General features: G+C 73.8%; 18 protein-coding genes. 9 read left to right on the top strand and 9 right to left on the bottom strand.

The window, feature by feature from the left end:
* Positions 1–35 precede the first annotated feature (35 nt).
* Positions 36–740, top strand: a complete 705-nt coding sequence (locus KIK06_RS10165) for a type 1 glutamine amidotransferase (protein ID WP_017599827.1) — start codon at positions 36–38, stop codon at positions 738–740.
* Positions 741–758: 18 nt separating this feature from the next.
* Here KIK06_RS10165 and KIK06_RS10170 read toward each other — a convergent pair whose 3' ends face one another.
* From KIK06_RS10170 to KIK06_RS10205, 8 genes are all read right to left on the bottom strand, one after another.
* On the bottom strand, positions 759–2,222 hold the full coding sequence (locus tag KIK06_RS10170) for an APC family permease (protein WP_051059209.1): 1,464 nt from the start codon (positions 2,220–2,222) through the stop codon (positions 759–761).
* 179 nt (positions 2,223–2,401) lie between these two features.
* On the bottom strand, positions 2,402–3,037 hold the full coding sequence (locus KIK06_RS10175) for a TetR/AcrR family transcriptional regulator (protein ID WP_268642973.1): 636 nt from the start codon (positions 3,035–3,037) through the stop codon (positions 2,402–2,404).
* 67 nt (positions 3,038–3,104) lie between these two features.
* A complete protein-coding gene (locus KIK06_RS10180) occupies positions 3,105–3,950 on the bottom strand; it encodes a fumarylacetoacetate hydrolase family protein (RefSeq protein ID WP_268642974.1) in 846 nt (281 codons plus the stop codon).
* Positions 3,943–4,860, bottom strand: coding sequence for a 3,4-dihydroxyphenylacetate 2,3-dioxygenase (locus tag KIK06_RS10185; protein WP_268642975.1), 918 nt, complete (start codon positions 4,858–4,860; stop codon positions 3,943–3,945). The genes KIK06_RS10180 and KIK06_RS10185 overlap by 8 nt, the downstream gene beginning before the upstream one ends.
* Entirely contained in the window at positions 4,853–6,325 is a 1,473-nt protein-coding gene (locus KIK06_RS10190) for an aldehyde dehydrogenase (RefSeq protein WP_268642976.1), read from the bottom strand. The genes KIK06_RS10185 and KIK06_RS10190 overlap by 8 nt, the downstream gene beginning before the upstream one ends.
* Before the next feature lie 28 nt (positions 6,326–6,353).
* Positions 6,354–7,157 carry an acetoacetate decarboxylase family protein gene (locus KIK06_RS10195; RefSeq protein WP_268642977.1) on the bottom strand — a complete coding sequence of 268 codons (804 nt, stop codon included), beginning with the start codon at positions 7,155–7,157 and terminating at the stop codon, positions 6,354–6,356.
* A gap of 18 nt (positions 7,158–7,175) precedes the next feature.
* The gene (locus KIK06_RS10200) at positions 7,176–8,393 is read right to left on the bottom strand and encodes an NAD(P)/FAD-dependent oxidoreductase (protein WP_268642978.1); all 1,218 of its coding nucleotides are present in this window, start codon (positions 8,391–8,393) and stop codon (positions 7,176–7,178) included.
* A 4-nt stretch (positions 8,394–8,397) separates the two neighbouring features.
* Positions 8,398–8,586 carry a ferredoxin gene (locus KIK06_RS10205; protein ID WP_017599819.1) on the bottom strand — a complete coding sequence of 63 codons (189 nt, stop codon included), beginning with the start codon at positions 8,584–8,586 and terminating at the stop codon, positions 8,398–8,400.
* A 323-nt stretch (positions 8,587–8,909) separates the two neighbouring features.
* On the opposite strand from KIK06_RS10205, the gene KIK06_RS10210 reads away from it, so the two are divergent.
* A complete protein-coding gene (locus tag KIK06_RS10210) occupies positions 8,910–10,259 on the top strand; it encodes a glutamine synthetase family protein (protein ID WP_268642979.1) in 1,350 nt (449 codons plus the stop codon).
* Between the two features lie 17 nt (positions 10,260–10,276).
* The gene (locus KIK06_RS10215) at positions 10,277–11,557 is read left to right on the top strand and encodes a cytochrome P450 (protein WP_268642980.1); all 1,281 of its coding nucleotides are present in this window, start codon (positions 10,277–10,279) and stop codon (positions 11,555–11,557) included.
* Positions 11,558–11,594: 37 nt separating this feature from the next.
* Here KIK06_RS10215 and KIK06_RS29265 read toward each other — a convergent pair whose 3' ends face one another.
* The gene (locus KIK06_RS29265; protein WP_327084643.1) at positions 11,595–13,274 is read right to left on the bottom strand and encodes an IclR family transcriptional regulator domain-containing protein; all 1,680 of its coding nucleotides are present in this window, start codon (positions 13,272–13,274) and stop codon (positions 11,595–11,597) included.
* A 132-nt stretch (positions 13,275–13,406) separates the two neighbouring features.
* Between KIK06_RS29265 and KIK06_RS10230 the strand changes: the two genes are divergently transcribed.
* From KIK06_RS10230 to pcaB, 6 genes are all read left to right on the top strand, one after another.
* The gene (locus tag KIK06_RS10230; RefSeq protein ID WP_268642981.1) at positions 13,407–14,174 is read left to right on the top strand and encodes a CoA transferase subunit A; all 768 of its coding nucleotides are present in this window, start codon (positions 13,407–13,409) and stop codon (positions 14,172–14,174) included.
* Positions 14,171–14,818, top strand: coding sequence for a CoA transferase subunit B (locus tag KIK06_RS10235; RefSeq protein ID WP_268642982.1), 648 nt, complete (start codon positions 14,171–14,173; stop codon positions 14,816–14,818). Before KIK06_RS10230 ends, KIK06_RS10235 begins: the two co-directional genes overlap by 4 nt.
* A complete protein-coding gene (locus KIK06_RS10240) occupies positions 14,815–16,023 on the top strand; it encodes a thiolase family protein (RefSeq protein ID WP_268642983.1) in 1,209 nt (402 codons plus the stop codon). The genes KIK06_RS10235 and KIK06_RS10240 overlap by 4 nt, the downstream gene beginning before the upstream one ends.
* Before the next feature lie 78 nt (positions 16,024–16,101).
* Entirely contained in the window at positions 16,102–16,866 is a 765-nt protein-coding gene (gene pcaH, locus KIK06_RS10245; RefSeq protein ID WP_268642984.1) for a protocatechuate 3,4-dioxygenase subunit beta, read from the top strand.
* Positions 16,863–17,423, top strand: a complete 561-nt coding sequence (gene pcaG, locus KIK06_RS10250) for a protocatechuate 3,4-dioxygenase subunit alpha (protein ID WP_017599810.1) — start codon at positions 16,863–16,865, stop codon at positions 17,421–17,423. The genes pcaH and pcaG overlap by 4 nt, the downstream gene beginning before the upstream one ends.
* On the top strand, positions 17,420–18,811 hold the full coding sequence (gene pcaB / locus KIK06_RS10255; protein WP_268642985.1) for a 3-carboxy-cis,cis-muconate cycloisomerase: 1,392 nt from the start codon (positions 17,420–17,422) through the stop codon (positions 18,809–18,811). Before pcaG ends, pcaB begins: the two co-directional genes overlap by 4 nt.
* Positions 18,812–18,864 lie beyond the last annotated feature (53 nt).

An 18,864-nucleotide genomic window follows, 5' to 3' on the forward strand; every position in this document is an offset into this window, starting at 1 on the left:
TGGATCCGTACGAACAACGGAGGGAAGGGGACCGCGTGCGCGCGCTCATCGTCGTCCACGAGCACATCACCGAACCCGGACAGGTGGGTGAACGCCTCGCCGAGCGCGGCTACGAGCCCACGGTCCTGCGGGTCGTCCCGGAGGAGCGCTTCGACTCCCCCGACGTGGCCTTCGACTTCCCCGACCCGCGGGGGTGGGACGTGGTCGTGCCGATGGGTTCGCCCTGGTCGGTCTACGACGAGCGGACCGTCGGGTCCTGGATCGGCGGCGAGATCGCCCTGGTCCGCAAGGCCCATGAGATGGGCGTCCCCGTCCTGGGCATCTGCTTCGGCGCCCAGGTGCTGGCCGCGGCGACGGGAGGCTCCGTCGAGCCCGCGCCCCGCCCCGAGATCGGCTGGACCGAGATCGACACCGACGACCCCGCGCTCGTCGGCCCCGGTCCGTGGTTGGAGTGGCACTACGACCGCTGCGTCCCGCCGCCCGGCGCGGTGGAGCTGGCACGTACCGCCGTCGGCCCCCAGGCGTTCCGCCTCGGGCGCTCCCTGGGTCTGCAGTTCCACCCGGAGGCCACCGCGCGGATGGTCCGCGGATGGCTGGAGGCGGGCGGGGCGGCCCAGTGCGAGAGCCGCGGGATCGACCCCGCGGCTCTCCTGGACCGGACCATCTCCTTGGAGGCCGAGGCCGGGGAGCGGGCCCGGGCCCTCGTGGACGCCTTCCTCGACCGGGTCGCGTCCGGGTGAGCCCGGGCCCTTGGAGCCTCACTCGGCCGGGCCGGGCCTCCTGTGCCGGGTGGCCCTGACCAGGCCGAGGGTGGCGGCCATGACCGCCGGGACGGTCAGCGCGAGCAGGACCGCGGTACCCGGCGAACCGCCGACCAGGGTCGTGAAGTTGGCCAGGATCAGCAGGACGGCACCCGCGAGGCCGACCGCCGCGAGCGCGGGAGCGACCAGGGTGCTCCAGCTGCGCCCGTCCACCCGCTCACGGCGGAAGAACGCGATCACCGAGACCGAGGTCAGCAGGTACATCGCCATCATCGCCAGGACGGCCGTGCCGCTGAACCAGGAGAAGAGCGTCAGCACCGGGTCCAGCCCCAGCACGGCGAACGGCGCCACCAGCAGCAGGGCGATGGCGGTCTGCGCCGCCCCCGCCAGCCACGGCGCCTGGCGGCGGTTGACCGCCAGCAGCAGGGGACTGAACACCCGTTCCCGCCCCAGGGCGAAGATGTAGCGGCTGGCGGAGTTGTGGAAGGCGAGGATGCCCGCGAAGAGCGACGTCGCCAGCAGCACGGGCAGCACGTCGTGGACCCAGCCGCCCAGGAGGGCCGCCACGGGGGTGAAGACGAACTCGGCCGGATCGGTCTCCAGGCTCGCCCGCGCCGCCCCGGTGGCGCCGGACGCCCCGTGGGCGGAGATCAGCATCCACGAGGCCAGGGCGAAGAACCCGGTGACCAGGATGACGGCGGTGTAGGTGGCCCGGGGAACGGTCCGCTCGGGGTCCTTGGCCTCCTCACCGTAGATCGCGCCGGCCTCGAAACCGAACATGGACGCGACCGCGAACATCACGGCCACCCCCGGCGCCCCCTGCAGCAGCGCGCCGACCGAGAAGCTGGCGGAGGGGTTCAGCCCCTCGGGACCGCCGCCGGTGAACAGGGTGACCAGCGCGAACACCAGCAGGATGCTGAACTCGGCCACCACCAGGACCATGAGCACCCGGGCGCCGATCTCCACACCCGACGCGCCCAACGCCTGGACCACGGCCATGGTCAGCAGCGACCACAGCCACCAGGGCGTCTCGGCTCCCGTGAGGGAGGCGACCAGCCCGCTCATGGTGGCTCCGTAGAGCCCGTACATGGCGGCCTGGATGGCGCAGTAGGCGAACAGCGCCACACCGGCGCTGCCCAGCCCCGTCGTTCGACCCAGTCCGGTGCCGATGTAGGCGGAGAAGGCGCCCGCGTTGACGACGTGGCGGCCCATGGCGGTGAAGCCGACCGCGAAGAGCAGGACCAGCAGACCGGCCAGGGCGTAGGCGGCGGGGACGCCGGTCCCGTTGCCGATGCCGATGGCGATGGGGACGGCCCCGGCGACGCCGGTCAGCGGGGCCTGTGCGGACAGGACGAAGAAGACGATGCCGACCGCCCCGACGGCCCCGGGCTTGAGTTTGCCCGGTGCGGGTGCGGGAGAGGTCGGTGCCGGCCGCTGGGGCTCGACGCTCTGGCGTTCCACGCGGATCACCTGCTTGGAAGAGGAGGGGACAGATCGTTTTGACCCAAACGAGTTACCTCATCGTGGCGGTGAACTATCCGGATGACAAGGGGTGCCCAGCGGTCTTTGCGAATCCGCGACCTGCCCGCGACGCGTCGGCGCCCCCGCCGTCGACGGCGGGGGCGCCGGGCCGCGGGACGCTACCGCGCGTGTTCGGTGTGCTCCCGCGCCATCCCGCGCAGCAGTTCGCGCAGCGCGCCGACGGCCTCGTCGGTGTCCCCGGCCCCACCCAGGGTGAGCTGGTACAGCACGAGGCCGTCCAGCGCGGAGAAGACCAGGCGGGTCAGGGCGGGCCCCGCGTCCTCGGGCAGGATGCGGGACAGCTCCCGCTCGGCCGCCGCCCGGTAGCCGTCGTACAGGGCCCGAACCTGCTCCCGCAGCTCGGGCCTGCGGCGCGCCTCCAAAAGCAGCTCGTACTGGAAGGCCTGCAGGTCGGGATCGGCCTCGACCAGCTCCGACAGCCCGGCCGCGAAGTCCTCGACCCGGCCGCTGCCCGGCTCCAGCAGACTGGAACTCACGCTGGTGCGCACCGCGTAGGCCAGCGCCTCCTCGATGAGCGCGTCGCGTGAGCCGAAGTGGTGCACGACCAGGCCGTGCGTCACCCCTGCCTCCTGCGCGACGGCCCGGTAGGTCAGGTGCCGCAGGCCGCGCCGGGCGACGACGCGCACGGCGGCGCGGAGCAGGGCCTGGCGCCCCTCGCCGTAACCGACCCTGCGCCCCGCGCGGTCGCGGGAACGGGACGGGTGCGGCCTCGCGGTGCCGGAAAGGTCGGTCATGGCCGTGACCCTACCGTTCCGCGCCGTCACGGAGGGGGCCGGTCGCGCGCCCCGGCCCCCGCTCCGGTCAGCGCCGCGGCGGCCGCACCCCACGGAACTCCCAGTCGCCGCCCAGCGCCGTGGAGACGACCTCCTCCGACTCCGTGGGCTGTGCGCCCACGTCGGCGCGGACCGGGGTCGGCCCGGTGACGACGTGGTTGCGCAGCAGCCCCAGCCCCTCGGCCGCCACCTCGACCACGTCTCCGGGCCGGACCGGCCGGGAGTTGGCGGGGGTCCCCGACAGCAGGACGTCCCCGGGCACGAGGGTGATGGTGCGGGCGATGTCGGCGACGAGGTAGTGCATGTCCCACTGCATCTCGTCGGTGGACCCGTCCTGGACCAGCTCCCCGTTCACGTAGGTGCGCAGGTACTTGCCCCGGAAGTCCCAGTCGGTGACCAGGCCCGGCCCGAGCGGGCACAGGGTGTCGGAGCCCTTGACCCGCAGCATCGACCCGGCGTCGGTGTCGCGGAAGTCGTGCAGGCCGAAGTCGTTGGCGACCGTGTACCCGGCGATGTACTCCCCCGCCTCCTCCGGGGAGATGTTGCGGCAGGTGCGGCCGATGACGATGGCGACCTCACCCTCGTAGTTGAGCCACACGCACCCCTCGGGACGCACGACGGCGCCCCCGTGGGAGTTGAGCGCCGAGACCGGCTTGTGGAAGTAGGTGGGCGTGTCGGGCAGCCGGATCTGGAACTCCTCGACCCGGCTGCGGTGGTTGAGGTGGACGGCCACGACCTTGGAGGGCGCCACGGGTGGCAGGTGGCGGGCCTCCTCCGCCCTGACGCGGCGGCCGTCCCCGGCCACCAACTCGTCGCCCTCGCGGACGGTCTCGACTGCGGCGCCGTCGAGGAGGACACGGCGGTACTCAGGCACGGACGGGCTCCTTGTCGGTACGGGGCGCGGTCCAGCCGCCCCCGGGGCGGTCGAACCACAGGTGGACCTGGCCGGTGCCGATGGAGTTCTCGTACTCGCCGTACTGGCGGGCGGGCGCGGTGCACGCCTCCTCGCCCAGGGCTCCGGCCATCATCAGGTAGTGGAAGAACTTCGCCTCGGGCTTGTACCTCCAGAACTCCCCCATGGTCCGCAGGACCCTGTCGTGGCGGCCCTCCTTGAACCAGGCGATGCGCTCCTCGTCGGCGGCCCGGGCCTGCGGGCTGAACACGTGGGAGGGGTCGCTGGACTCGTGGTCGCGCAGTTCGCGCAGCGGCCAGAAGGTGTGCGAGAGCGCACCGGAGGCGATGAGCAGCACCCTGCGGCCCTCGGTGGCGGCGATGCCGTCGGCCAGCGCGCGCCCCAGCCGCAGGTGGTCCTCCATGTCGCCGGTCTGGCAGACGCCGATGCTCACCCAGCGCTTGTCGGGAAGGCCCTCGCCGAGGAACTTCCACAGGTTGATGGTGGCGTAGTAGATGGGCAGGTGATCGTCGTCGATCGCGGTGATCCAGGTGCCGTGCTCATCGGCGAAGCGGGCGATGTTGTGGGCCAGCTCCGGGTCGCCGGGGAAGTCGTAGGGCATCCGGCACATGCCGCGCGGCAGTTCCTCGGAGGTGAACAGCCCGGCCCGGCGCCGCTGGGCGGTGGCCACGAACTCGACGGTGGTGGCCCAGTGCGAGTCCAGGACGACGACCGTGTCGTAGTCAACGGTCTCGAAGACCTCCCGGCGCAGCTCCTCCAGCCCGGTGACGAGGGTGATCTCCCTGCCCTCGTTCAGTTCCAGGCGGTCCTCGCGCGGCAGCACGATGGTGGGGACGTGGGCGAGCAGCCCCGCTCCGACGATCTCACCCATGGCTCTTCCATCCCTTCGGTGCGGTGACGGTGTTCTTCAGGTCGCAGTAGAAGTCGAAGCTCCAGTTGCCGCCCTCGCGGCCCACACCCGAGAGCCGGGAGCCGCCGAAGGGTGCGCGCAGGTCCCTGACGAAGAAGCAGTTGACCCACACGGTTCCCGCGACCAGGCGGGCGCCGACCCGGTCGGCGCGCGCGGCGTCACCGGTGGCCAGGGTGGCGGCCAGACCGAAGCGGGTGTCGTTGGCCAGCGCCACGGCCTCGTCCTCGGTGGCGAAGGTCTGCAGGGTCAGGACCGGGCCGAAGACCTCCTCCTGGACGATCTCGGAGTCCTGGGCGACGTCGGTGAGCAGGGTGGGGCGGTAGTAGAGGCCGCCCAGGTCGGTGTTGGGGCCGCCGCCGAGAACGGCGCGGGCCCCGGCGTCCAGTGCGCGCCGCACGAAGCCGTCGATCCGCTCCACCTGGCGGGGGTGGATGTTGGGGCCGACGGAGGTGGCCTCCTCGCGCGGATCACCCTGTGTCAGGCGCGACGCCTTGTCGACGAAGCGGCGGGTGAACTCCTCGGCCACGGACTCCTCGACGAGCAGCCGGGTGGCGGCCAGGCACACCTGCCCGGCGTTGTCGTACTGCTCGACCGCCAGGTCGACGGCCAGGTCCAGGTCGGCGTCGGCGAAGACCAGCAACGGCGACTTGCCGCCCAGCTCCAGGCTGAGCGGGGTGAGGTTGGCCGAGGCCGCGGCGGCGATGGCCCCGGCCGTGGGAACGGAGCCGGTGAAGCTGACGCGACGCACGCCGGGGTGGGCGACGAGCGGGGCGCCGACCTCGGCGCCGTAGCCCTGGACGACGTTGAGGACGCCCGGCGGGAGCCCGGCCTCGGCGGCGATGTCGGCCAGCAGGGAGGCGGTGAGCGGGGACCACTCGGCGGGTTTGAGCACCACCGTGTTCCCGGCCGCGAGCGCCGGGGCGACCTTCCAGGTGGCCAGCATCAGCGGCGCGTTCCACGGGGTGATGAGCACGCACGGCCCGGCCGGGTCCCAGGACACGTGGTTGGTGTGGCCCCGTGTGTCGAAGGGGGCGTGTTCCAGCTCCAGGAGCCAGTCGGCGAAGAAGCGGAAGTTGTGGGCCACGCGCGGCATGACGCCTCGGCGGTGGGACCGCAGCAGCGCGCCGTTGTCGGCGGTCTCGACGGCGGCCAGGTCCTCCAGGCGCTTGTCGACGCCGTCGGCGACGGCGTGGAGGAGGCGGGCCCGCTCGGCTCCGGGCGTGGCCGCCCAGGCGGGGAAGGCCTCCGCGGCCGCGGCCACGGCCGCCTCGGCCTCGGCCGCGCCGCCGCGGGCGATCCCGCCGAGCGCGCCGCCGTCGATCGGGGAGGTGTCGGTGAACGTCTGGGCGGAGGCCACACGTCGGCCGCCGATCCAGTGCCGGGTGTCGACGGCGACCCCGGCGACGGTGGTGGTGTGTTCGGACATGTCCGGATCTCCTGGTGGTGGGGTGTGGTCACTCTGCGCCGGAGGTTCCCGACTCCAGCAGGCGTCCGCCGTCCCAGACGACCCCCACCTGCCGGTAGTAGGCGGCGATGGGTTCGCGGATCTCCAGACGGGCCAGTTCCTCGGTGGGCGCGTCGAACAGTTCCAGCTCGGCCTCGCCCCGCCACGCCTGTCCCGCCTCGAAGGAGGCGGCGCCGGACTCGATCAGCTCGTCCACGGCCAGCCCCCGGCCCCTCTCGACGGAGGGCAGCCAGCGGTGGTGGGCCATGGGGTGGCCGTTGACGAACCCGTTGGTCTGGGAGGGCTCGCGCAGGGTCACCACGGCCTGGGCGAGTCGGCGGTCGGCGGCGGCCAGGGTGGCGCCGAACCGGGCGCCCGCCCCGATGCGGGGCGCGGGACCGAAGGGGTGGGGGCGGGTCTGGTGGATGGAGCCGAGCTTCTTCGGGTAACCCTGGTGCAGGCCCCGGGCGACGGCGAAGTCCTTGTCGACCCAGATGTAGACGCAGCGCGAGTAGGTGCGGCCCCGGTAGGAGCAGCGCACGACCGCGAACGCCTCCTTGTACTGGGCGCGCACCGGGTCGAGCAGCTCGTCGCCGCCGGTGGAGCAGGACTGCCAGTCGGCCCAGATGAGGGCGACCGCGCCGGGGTCCTCCCCGGCGGGTTCCAGCGGCTCGGGCAGGAGCTCGCGCACGCGGTCGGGGTCGGTGCGGTACTCGACGGTGAGCAGGTCGCCGGAGTACCGCCAGGGCGGTGACGGGATGAGGGAGGAGTTCCCGGTCGCCGTCTTGGGCGGGAAGAATCCGCGGAGGGTCATGTCGGTCTCCGTAGGTGGTCAGGCGGTGGGCAGAGGCTGCCGGACGAGCTGGGCGCGGTGGCGGGCGGCGGCGCCCGCTGCGGCCGGGCCGCCGAGCGCGACGACGCCGACGAGCGTCCCGCCGTCGTGGTAGCCCACGACGGTGTCGCCGGTGAGGTCCCCCTCCAGGACGCGGATGTCCGCCATGCCCAGAGCGGGTGCGCCGAAGGACTGGAGCCGGAAGTCGTGCTGGTCGCTCCAGAAGGTGGGCAGCGGCGCGAAGGGGGTGGGGTCGGGCGCACCGCCCGCGAGGTGGGCGGCCAGGGCCCGGGCGGCGTGGCGGGCGGTGTCGGTGGGGATCGACCAGTGTTCGACCCGGCGGGGCACGCCGTCGTAGCGGGCGTTGGGGAAGCGGGCGACGTCGCCGACCGCGACGACGTGCGCCAGTCCGCCGGCGCGCAGGTGCCGGTCGGTCAGCACGCCGTCGGCCAGGTCCAGGCCGTTGCCGTCGAGCCAGTCGGTGTTGGGGACCGAGCCGACGGCCTCCACGACCACGTCCGCGGACAGGGTCGTGCCGTCGCCGAGGACGACGCCGGTGACGCGGTCGGCGCCCGCGAACCCCGTGACGCCGTGGCCGAGGGCGAAGCGGACGCCGCGCTCGGCGTGCCGCCGCAGGAGCTCCCGGGCGAGCGGTTCGCCGAGCGGACGCAGCATCGGCAGGGGTTCGGGGTCGACGACCGTCACCCGTGCGGCGCCCAGACCGACCGCGGTGGCGGCCACCTCGCAGCCGATGAACCCGGCGCCGACCACCGCGACGCGCGATCCCGGGCCGAGCGCGTCGACGAGCGCGCGGGCGTCGTCGACGGTGCGGACGGTGTGGCGGCCGACCGTGGGGCCGGGGCAGTGCAGTCGCCGGGCGCGCACGCCGGTGGCGGCGACCAGGCCGTCGAAGGCGACCTCCTCCCCGTCGTCCAGGACCAGGCGGCGCCGGTTCAGGTCGGCGGAGGCCACGGCGGCGCCCAGCCGCCACTCGACGTCGGCGGTGCTCGTCTTGGGGGTGAGGGCCAGGGAGTCGAACGAAGCCTTCCCGGCCAGGATCTCCTTGGACAGCGGAGGGCGGTTGTAGGGCATGTGGGGCTCGGCGCCGACCACCGTGATCGCCCCGGTCCACCCGGCGGCTCGCAGCTGTTCGGCGGAACGCAGACCGCCCATGGACGCCCCGGCCACGACGACGCGGCGGGTGCGGGTACCGGACACGGCCTCAGCCCTCGATCCGGATGGCCTGGAGCGGGCAGACGTCGGCGGCGTCCTCGGCGTCGGCGCGCAGCGACTCGTCGGGGTCGCTGACGTAGGTCAGATGCGCCTCGGCGTCGAGCTGGAAGATGTCGGGTGCGGCGAAGACGCACTGGCCGTGGTCCTTGCACTTGTTCATGTCGACGACGACCTGCATAGCCGGTCCTCCTGGGTCGTGAGGGCGTCGGAACGGAAAGCCCGAAGGCGGGTCGGCCAGGGGCCGCCCCTCGGGACGACCCCCTGGCCTGCGGGAACGCGGAGACCCGCACTCCCGCAACTCGTTTGGTCCCAAACAACATACGCACACGCCAGAGGGTTGGTCAATGGCTATCCATCCGGATAATTTTTTTCGTGTGACCTCTTGCACAGCATCCGGGCAGTGCATAACGTTTGATCCCAAATTAAAGCCGGGCACCGCGCCGACCCGCATCGACACCGCGCCCGGCCCCGTCTCACCCCATCCACCACGAGGAGACTCCGGTGAGCGCTCACGACCCCGCGACCCTCCGCCAGAGCATCGACCGCCTCACCGCGTCCGGCACCGACGTCGTCCGCGTGGCCTACCCCGACCTCATCGGCACCGACCGGGCCCGCGACGTCCTCGTCGGACAACTGCCCACCGCCGTCGAGCACGGACTCGCCTTCTGCCGCGCCGTGTACCACACCAGCCCCCAGGGGGACGTCGTCCCGGTCCCGGGCGGTCTGGACGCGGGCCTGCCCGACATCACCGTCCGCCCCGACCTGGACACGCTGCTCCCCCTGCCCTGGGAGCCCGGCGTCGCCTGGTGTCTGGGCGAGGTCACCGACCCGGCCACCGGCAGGCCCGCCCCCGAATCCCCCCGCGACCTCCTGCGCTCGGTCCTGGACCGGTGCGCCGAGCACGGACTGCACCCGATCGTCGGCCCCGAGCTGGAGTACTTCCTGTGCTCCCCCGGCGCCGACGGCGCCTGGCGCCGCTACACCGAGGCGACCGGCCACATCTACACCGCCGGACGGCGCGCCGACCCCGACAACCACCTGCTGCGCACCCTGCGCGCGCTGCACGGCCTGGGCATCGGCGTCACCAACGGCAACCACGAGTTCGACGGCGCCCAGTTCGAGATCAACCTCGACCACTCCGACGCCCTCGACGCCGCCGACCGGGCGTTCCGGTTCAAGGCGGCGGTCAAGGAGCTCGCCCGCGCCGAGAACCGGCTCGCGACCTTCATGGCCAAGCCGTTCAACGACGCCGGCGGGTCCGGCTTCCACCTGCACATGTCCTGCGACGACGACCGGGAACACAACGCCTTCGACGACCCCGGGGGCGCCTTCGGGCTGTCCGGCACCGCACGCCACGCCATCGCGGGCATCCTGGCCCACGCCCCCGCGCTCGCCGCCCTGGCCAACCCCACGGTCAACTCCTACAAGCGGTTCGGCCCCGACACCCTCGCGCCGTGGCTGATCGACTGGGGTCTGGACAACCGCAGCGCCATGGTGCGCGTCCCGCCCGAGCGCGGCCCGGCCGCCCGGTTCGAACTGCGCCTGGGCGACGCCAGCGCAAACCCGTACCTGCTGGTCGCCGGCACCGCCGCCGCCGCTCTTCTCGGCGTGGTCGCCGGAGAGGAGCCGCCCGCACCGCTGGAGGGCTACGGCTACGACGCCGCCCGCGCCGCGGTCCTGCCCACGAACCTGTCCGCCGCGCTCGACGCGCTGGAGGCGGACACCGACCTCACCGAGGTCCTCGGCAAGGAGTTCACCGCCTCCTTCCTCTCCTACAAGCGCGACGAGGTCGAACGCTTCCACCGGCACGTGACCGACTGGGAGTTCACCGAGTACGCCCACCACCTGTGACGACCAAGGAGACGGTCTTGACCACCCGCACCACCGCCGCCCCCGAACCGATGCCGCTCGACGAGGTCGACCTGGCCGACCCCGGGAGGTTCGCCGACGGGATCACCCCTTGGCGCATGTTCCACACCCTGCGCCACGAGGACCCCGTCCACTGGCAACCCGAACCCGAACCCAACGCGGGTTTCTGGGCGGTCACCCGCCACGCCGACATCGCGCGCGTGGACCGCGACCCCGAGACCTTCACCTCGACGAGGTTCGTCAACCTGGAGGAGGTCGACGACGACCAGGTCAAGAGGCGCGCCTCCATCCTGGAGCTGGACGGGGTGCGCCACCGCGCCCTGCGCAGCGTCATCCAGCGGCAGTTCGGCGCGAGCGTCATCAACAGCTACACCGACTTCCTGCGCGGTCTGACCGCCCGCACGCTCGACACCGCCCTGGCCAAGGGCCGCTTCGACTTCGTCGAGGAAGTCTCGGCGGACTTCCCGATCAACGTGCTCGCCCGCCTGCTGGACGTGCCCGAGGAGGACAACCTCCAACTCATCGAGTGGGGCAACCGCATCATCGGCAACACCGATCCCGACTACGCCGACGTCCTGCTCGGCAGCCAGGAGAGCGAGCAGTACCGCGACCTGCCCTTCCGCTCCCCCGCCTCGCTGGAGGTGTTCGAGTACGGGCGGGAGCTGGCCCGCCAGCGGCGCGGGGGCGAGGGCACCGACCTGGTCTCCAAGCTGGTCAACACGACCCCCCGGGACGGTGTGCCGCTCTCGCCGCGGGACTTCGACAACTACTTCCTGCTGCTGGTGGTGGCCGGGAACGAGACCACCCGGCACACCATCTCCCACGCGATGCACGCCCTGATCCAGCACCCCGACCAGCTCGACCTGCTGCGCCGCGACCCGTCCCTGATCCCGAACGCGGTGGAGGAGTTCCTGCGCTGGGCCTCACCCGTCTACCACTTCCGCCGTACCGCCACCCGCGACACCGAACTCGGCGGGAGGCGCATCCGCGAGGGGGACAAGGTGGTCATGTGGTTCGCTTCGGGCAACCGCGACGAGGAGGCGTTCGGCGACCCGTACGACTTCGACGTCACCCGCGAGGACAACGACCACGTCACCTTCGGCAAGGGCGGCCCGCACCTGTGCCTGGGCAACCTGCTGGCCCGCACCGAGATCCGCATCATGTTCGAGGAGCTCATCCCCCGCATCGGCGACATCCGCCTGACCGGCGACGTCCCGCGGGTACGCTCCAACTTCGTCAACGGCATCAAGCGTCTGCCCGTGGAGGTCACCCCGGCCTGACCCGCGCACGGGACGACGCGCGCCCGGGGCCCCGCCGTCAGGACGGCAGGGCCCCGGGGTTGCGCTCACTGGCGGCGGCCAGGTCGGCCTCGATCCGACCGGCCGCCGCCCGCAGTTCCGGCAGGACCTCCTCGCGCAGGGAGTCCGCGCCCCGCTGGGCGGCGTGCGCGGCGACGTTCACGGCGGCCGCGACGTGCCCGGCCCGGTCACGGACGGGTACCGCGATCGAGCACAGGCCCTCCTCCAGCTCCTGGTCGACCAGGGCGTATCCCGAGCCGCGGGCCTCGGCCACGGCGGCCGCGAGCTCCCCGGGGGCGGTGCGGGTGTGACCCGTGAGCGGCTCGGGCGCGGTGCGGTCGAGCCGGTCGGCGAGATCCTCCGGCGGGAGCCCGGCCAGCAGGACCCGGCCCATCGACGTGGGATAGGCGGGTAGCCGGGTGCCCACCCCCAGGTCCACGCCGATGATGCGGGTGGTGGCCACGCGCGCCACGTAGCGGATGTCGTCGCCGTCGAGCACGGACACGGACGCCGAGTCGTGCACCCGGCGCACCAGGTCGGCCAGGTGCGGGGTGGCGATCCGCTCGAAGGTGAGCCGGGACAGCGGCGCGTGGCCCAGTTCCAGGACGCGCGGCAGGAGGGTGAAGGTCCGCCCGTCCTGGGCCACGTACCCGAGCTGGACCAGCGCGAGCAGGGACCGGCGGACGGTGGCCCGGGCCAGACCGGTGGCCTCGGCGACCTCGCTCAGGGTGCGTCCGCCCGGGGCGCGCAGACAGGTCAGGACCGCCAGCCCCCGGGCCAGCGACTGGAGGAAGTCCGCGCCCAGTTCGTCCTTGGCCGCGCGCAGGGCGTCGGCGTGCACGGACGGCACCGTCTCGGAAGGCGCCTCCGGCGCCGGTTCGGACTCCGCCAACGCCTCGGCGGTGGCCTCGGCGCAGGCGCGCAGCCGGGGCAGCGCGTACTCGGTGAGGCTGTCGGCGGTGTGGCGGCTGGTGTGGCTGACGACGCTCACCGCGCAGCGGACGCGCCCGCCCGGTCCCGCCACGGGCACGGCCACCGCGACCAGTCCGGGTTCGACGAGCTGATCGTCCACCGCCAGTGCCGTGCGCGCGGCGCGGGCCACCAGGCCGGGGAAGTCCTCGCCTCGCTCCGGCGCCGTCGGCGCCGTGCCCGGCGGCAGAGCCGGGAAGTCGGCGTCGGAACCGGTGGTGACGCGCCTACGCCAGTGCCGCCAGGTGTCCTCGTCCCAGTCGGCGGCGAAGAGCGCTCCGGGCGCACAGCGCTCGGCGGGCAGCAGGTCGCCGACGTGGAAGGTGACCGCCATGGCGCGCCGCCGGGGGCACTGGATGACGAAGCGCGCGCCGTCTCCGTCGGGAACGCACACCGACACGGACTCGTCGAGTTCGTCGGCCAGCCTTCGCGCGGGGCCGTCCACGGCGTCGGTGAGGGGGTCGGCGGCGAGGTAGGCGTTGCCGATCTCGCTCAGACGCGGCGCGAGCACGGCGTCCTGGTCCTCGATCCTCAGGTAGCCGAGGTGGGCGAGGGTGCGGGTGACCCGGTCGACGGTGGCCCGGGCCAGGCCGGTCGAGCGGACCAGGTCGCTTCGGCGCATGCGCGTCGAGGGGGCCGCGGCGAGCGCGCGCACGACGGCCAGCCCCCGTTCCAGGGTGGCCACGGACTCCCCGTTGGCCTTGGCTGGCGTCGTCGCGCTGGCCTGCATGCGGACCTCCACTGTTCCTCGCTTCGATCGAACGCTACCGGGCCTTGACACACCTGAGGTGGTCAGGCGAAACTCGCAGCGGTTCATAAATGAACTTTAGTTCACTCAGCGAACAAAAGAGGGTGGGAACGGATGGACAAGGTGGTGGCCACGGCCGCGGAGGCGGTGGCGGACGTCCACGACGGGGCCTCGCTCGCGGTCGGCGGCTTCGGCGTCAGCGGTGTCCCGGCGGTCCTCATCCGGGCCCTGCTCGACCAGGGCGCCACCGACCTCGCGGTCGTGTCCAACAACTGCGGCGCCATGGACACCGGGCTGGCGGTCCTGCTGTCCGCGGGGCGGATCGGCAGGGTCACCGGCAGCTACGTCGGTTCCAACGCGGAGTTCGCCCGGCAGTACCTGGCGGGCGAGCTGGAGCTCGAACTCATCCCGCAGGGCACGCTCGCCGAGCGGTTGCGCGCGGGCGGCAGCGGGATCCCCGCCTTCTACACCCCGGCCGGGGTCGGCACCCAGGTCGCCGACGGCGGACTGCCCTGGCGCTACGACGGCGACGGCGGCGTGGCCGTCGCCTCCCCGCCCAAGGAGGTCCGCGGCTTCGACGGTGTCCCGCATGTGTTGGAACACGCCATCACCACCGACTTCGCCCTGGTCCGGGCCGCCAGGGGCGACCGACACGGCAACCTCGTCTTCCGCCGCTCCGCCCGCAACTTCAACCCGCTGGCCGCCATGGCCGGACGCGTCACCGTGGCCGAGGTGGAGGAGCTGGTCGAGCCGGGCGAGATCGACCCCGACCACGTGCACCTGCCCGGCGTGTTCGTGCAGCGGGTCGTGGAGCTGAGCCCCGAACAGGCCGCCGAGAAGTACGTCGAGAAGCGCACCGTGACGGAGGGGACCACCCGATGAGCTGGACACGCGAGCAGATCGCCGCCCGCGCCGCGCGCGAACTGCGCGACGGCGAGTACGTCAACCTCGGCATCGGGCTGCCCACCCTGATCCCGGGCCACCTGCCGCCGGGGGTGGAGGTGGTGCTGGAGTCGGAGAACGGCATCCTCGGCACCGGCCCCTACCCCCGCGAGGACGAGGTCGACCCCGACCTGATCAACGCGGGCAAGGAGACCGTCACCGTCCTGCCCGGCGCCTCCTTCTTCGACTCCGCGCTGTCGTTCGGGATGATCCGCGGCGGCCACGTCGACACCGCCGTACTGGGCGCCATGCAGGTCTCCGCCCGCGGCGACCTCGCCAACTGGTCGGTCCCCGGGAAACTGGTCACCGGCATCGGCGGGGCCATGGACCTGGTGCACGGCGCCCGCCGCGTCATCGTCACCATGGCGCACACGGCCAGGGACGGCGGCCCCAAGATCGTCGAGGAGTGCACGCTCCCCCTCACCGGCCGCGCCTGCGTCGACCGGATCATCACCGACCTGGGCGTCCTGGACGTCACCGACGACGGACTCGCCCTCGTGGAGACCGCGCCCGGGGTCACCGCGGAGGAGCTCGCCGCCCGAACCGGCGCGCGCGTCCGCGTCGGCGAGGGGGCGTCGGCATGAGGACCAGGGACGTCTACGTCGTCGACGCCGTCCGCACCCCCGTGGGCCGCTACGACGGCGCGCTCGCGGCCGTGCGCCCCGACGACCTGGCCGCGCACACCGTCCGCGCCCTGCTGGAGCGGACCCCCGACCTGGACCCGGACCGGATCGGCGACGTCTACCTCGGCAACGCCAACGGCGCGGGCGAGGAGAACCGCAACGTGGGCCGGATGGCCGCCCTGCTCGCCGGGCTGCCCACCTCGGTGCCCGGGGTGACCGTCAACCGGCTGTGCGCCTCCGGGTTGGAGGCCGTCGTCCAGGCGGCCCGCGCCATCGCCCTGGGCGACGCGTCCGTCCTGGTCGCCGGAGGGGTGGAGTCGATGACCCGCGCCCCCCACGTACTCCCCAAGAGCGACCGCGCCTTCCCCGCGGGCCACGCGGAGCTGTACTCCACCACCCTGGGCTGGCGGATGGTCAACCCGGCCATGGAGCCGCGGTGGACGGTACCGCTGGGCGAGTCCGCCGAGCTCATCGCCGACAAGCACGGCATCACCCGTGAGCGACAGGACGAGTTCGCGCTGGAGAGCCACCTCAAGGCGGCCGCCGCACAGGAGCAGGGGCTGTTCGACGCCGAGACCGTCCCCGTCCGGGTGCCCCGGCGACGGGGCGGGGCGGTCACGGTCGACCGCGACGAGAGCGTGCGGCCGGACGCGTCACTGGAGGCGATGGCCAGGCTGAGGCCCTCCTTCCGGGCCGAGGACGGGACGGTGACGGCGGGCAACGCCTCCCCGCTCAACGACGGCGCCGCCGCCCTGCTGCTCGCCGACGAGGAGGGGGTGCGCGCCACCGGGCGCGCACCGCTCGCCCGGATCTCGGCCAGCGCCGTCAGCGCCGTCGAACCGCACTGGTTCGGGCTCGGCCCCGTCGAGGCGGTCAACCGCGCCCTGTCACGGGCGGGGCGCTCCCTCACCGACGTGGACGTGCTCGAACTCAACGAGGCGTTCGCCGCCCAGGTCCTGGGCTGCCTGGCCGAGTGGCCCGAGTTCGACCGGGCGGTCCTCAACCCGCTCGGCGGAGCCATCGCTCTCGGGCACCCGCTGGGCGCCTCCGGCGCCCGCCTGGCCGGGACCGTCGCCCACCAGCTCGCCCGGGCCGGGAGCGGCACCGGGGTCGCCGCCCTGTGCGTCGGTGTCGGCCAGGGTCTGGCCCTGGTCCTCGAACGCTAGGGGACCGCCCCGGTCCACCACGGGGCGACCCGCCCCACACCACGGAATCCACCCCTCCCCTCCTCCCCAGGGACCACCATGACCGCACTGCCACCGGACCTCACCCAGTCCGCCATCGACACCGAGATCGCCAAGGCCCAGGCCGCCGCCCCCGCCGGGGACCACCCGCCGCGCGACTTCCCGCCCTACCGCGGCAGCGCGCTGCGCCACCCCACCCACCCGCTGATCCCGGTGCGCGACCCCGAGGCGGTCGAGCTGACCGGACCGGCCTTCGGCGTCACCGACGTCACCGACCTCGACCGGGACCTGACCCGGCACCACGCGGGTGAACCGCTCGGCGAGCGCATCACCGTCACCGGCCGCGTACTGGACCGGCGGGGCCGACCGGTACGCGGGCAGCTGGTGGAGATCTGGCAGGCCAACGCCTCAGGCCGCTACGCCCACCAGCGCGACCAGCACCCGGCGCCGCTGGACCCCAACTTCACCGGGTTCGGCCGCTGCCTGACCGACGACGAGGGACGGTACTCGTTCACCACGATCCGCCCGGGCGCCTACCCGTGGCGCAACCACACCAACGCCTGGCGCCCCGCGCACATCCACTTCTCCCTGTTCGGCGAGGCGTTCACGCAACGGCTGGTGACCCAGATGTACTTCCCGGGGGACCCGCTGCTGCCGCTCGACCCCATCCTGCAGTCCGTGACCGACCCGGCCGCGCGCGACCGCCTCGTGGCCGCCTACGACCACGGTCTGTCCGTGCCCGAGTGGTCGCTGGGCTACCGGTGGGACATCGTCCTGGACGGACCTGCCGCCACCTGGGCCGAGAACGAGGAGGACGACCGATGAGCCCCGCGCCCACGCCGTCGCACACCGTCGGCCCGTTCTTCGGCTACGCCCTGCCCTTCACCGGCGGCGCGGACGTGGCTCCCCCGCACCACCCGGACACGCTCACTCTGCGCGGACGGGTCCTGGACGGTGACGGGCAACCCGTTCCGGACGCGATCGTGGAGACCTGGCAACCCGCACCGGACGGATCGCGCACCGGCGCACCGGGGTCGATGCGCCGTGACGCGGTGACCGGACGCGTGGTCGGCCGCCACGGGGCGGACTTCACCGGGTTCGGGCGGGTGGCGACGGACGCCGACGGGCACTGGCTGGTGCGGACGCTGCCGCCCGGCGGCGTGCCGTACGTGTGTGTGGCGGTCTTCGCCCGCGGCCTGCTGCACCACCTGTACACCCGCGCCTACCTCGTCGACGATCCCGACGACGCGCTGCTCGCCGCCCTCCCCCCGCGGCGGCGCGCCACCCTGCTCGCCCGACCCGAGCCCGGCACACCCCGTGTCCACCGCTTCGACGTCCGCCTCCAGGGTGCGGGCGAGACCGTGTTCCTGGAGTTCCCATGAGTGATCCGACCCGCCCGGACCCACCCGACACCGACCCGCTCGACACCGGCCTGCTCGCCCCGGGACGGGCGGGGTCGGCGGCCGAGGACGCCACGGGCGACGCCGCCTTCCTCACGGCGATGCTGGACGCGGAGGCCGCCCTGACCGCGGCCCAGGCGGACGTGGGCCTGGTCCCGCCCTCCGCCGCGTTGGCCGTCGCCGGGGCCGCCGACCCCGCCCGCTTCGACCCGCGTGACCTGGCCCTGCGCGCACGCGCGGACGGCCACCCGGTGATCGCGCTGGTCGCCGACCTGACCGCGGCGGTGGGCGAGGAGCACGCGCCCCACGTCCACCGGGGCGCCACCAGCCAGGACGTCATGGACACGGCGGCCATGCTGGTGGCGACACGTGTGTTGGGCCCGGTCCTGCGGGACCTGACCCGGACCGAACGCGCCCTGGCCGACCTGGCCTCCCGGCACCGCGACACCCCGATGGCCGGGCGCACGCTCACCCAGCACGCCGTCCCCACCACCTTCGGGTTGAAGGCGGCGGGCTGGCGCCACCTGGTGCTCGACGCCCGCGACCGGCTGACCGCCGTCCGCACCGCACTGCCCGTCCAACTCGGCGGCGCCGCCGGAACCCTGGCGGCGTTCGCGGAGTACGCCCCCGACCGGTCACCCGACACGGGCCCGCGCCTGCTGGCCGCGTACGCGCGCCGGACCGGCCTGGCCGAACCGCGCCTGCCCTGGCACGTCCTGCGCACCCCGGTCGCCGACCTGGGCGCCGCGCTCGCCCTCACCGCCGGAGCGCTCGGCAAGATCGCCGCCGACGTGCTGGTGCTGTCGCGCACCGAGGTCGCCGAGGTCGCCGAGGCCTCCGGGGGCGGCTCCTCGGCGATGCCGCACAAGGCCAACCCGGTGCGGGCCGCCCTGGTCTGCGCGGCCGCCCGACAGCTGCCCGCCCTGGCCTCGGTCCTGCTGTCGGGGCTCGCCTGCGAGGACGAACGCCACGCGGGTGCCTGGCACGCCGAGTGGCAGCCCCTGCGCGAGGCCCTGCGCCTGGTCGGCGGCGCCGCCCGCGACACCGCCGAGCTCGTCGGCGGCCTGCGCGTGGACCCCGGCCGGATGGCGGCCAACCTGGACCTGACCGGCGGGCGGATCACCTCCGAGCGGATCGCCGCCGCCCTGGCCGCCCGGGTCGGCCGCGCCCGCGCCAAGGAGCTGCTCACCCGCGCGTCCCGCCGCGCGGCCGAGGAGGGCCTGCCCCTGGCCGAGGTCCTGCGCGACGCGCCCGATCTCGCGGACCCGCCGGAGGGGTTCCTCGCGGACCTGACCGACCCGGCCGCCTACCTCGGTGCCGCGCCCCTCCTGGTCGACCGCGCCCTGGCCGACCCCCGAGGATCCGGGTGAGGCCGCCGCACCCGCCCGTCTCCGCGGAGACGGGCGGTTCGCCCCTCGAAGGG

This window comes from Nocardiopsis sp. EMB25 (genome assembly GCF_026797795.1).
Taxonomy (GTDB): domain Bacteria; phylum Actinomycetota; class Actinomycetes; order Streptosporangiales; family Streptosporangiaceae; genus Nocardiopsis; species Nocardiopsis lucentensis.

Coding starts and splice junctions, on each gene's coding strand:
- KIK06_RS10175 (WP_268642973.1), bottom strand. CDS start 3,037: ATGACCGACCTTTCCGGCACCGCGAGGCCGCACCCGTCCCGTTCCCGC.
- KIK06_RS10185 (WP_268642975.1), bottom strand. CDS start 4,860: ATGGGTGAGATCGTCGGAGCGGGGCTGCTCGCCCACGTCCCCACCATC.
- KIK06_RS10190 (WP_268642976.1), bottom strand. CDS start 6,325: ATGTCCGAACACACCACCACCGTCGCCGGGGTCGCCGTCGACACCCGG.
- KIK06_RS10195 (WP_268642977.1), bottom strand. CDS start 7,157: ATGACCCTCCGCGGATTCTTCCCGCCCAAGACGGCGACCGGGAACTCC.
- KIK06_RS10205 (WP_017599819.1), bottom strand. CDS start 8,586: ATGCAGGTCGTCGTCGACATGAACAAGTGCAAGGACCACGGCCAGTGC.
- KIK06_RS29265 (WP_327084643.1), bottom strand. CDS start 13,274: ATGCAGGCCAGCGCGACGACGCCAGCCAAGGCCAACGGGGAGTCCGTG.
- KIK06_RS10230 (WP_268642981.1), top strand. CDS start 13,407: ATGGACAAGGTGGTGGCCACGGCCGCGGAGGCGGTGGCGGACGTCCAC.
- KIK06_RS10235 (WP_268642982.1), top strand. CDS start 14,171: ATGAGCTGGACACGCGAGCAGATCGCCGCCCGCGCCGCGCGCGAACTG.
- KIK06_RS10240 (WP_268642983.1), top strand. CDS start 14,815: ATGAGGACCAGGGACGTCTACGTCGTCGACGCCGTCCGCACCCCCGTG.
- pcaH (WP_268642984.1), top strand. CDS start 16,102: ATGACCGCACTGCCACCGGACCTCACCCAGTCCGCCATCGACACCGAG.
- pcaG (WP_017599810.1), top strand. CDS start 16,863: ATGAGCCCCGCGCCCACGCCGTCGCACACCGTCGGCCCGTTCTTCGGC.
- pcaB (WP_268642985.1), top strand. CDS start 17,420: ATGAGTGATCCGACCCGCCCGGACCCACCCGACACCGACCCGCTCGAC.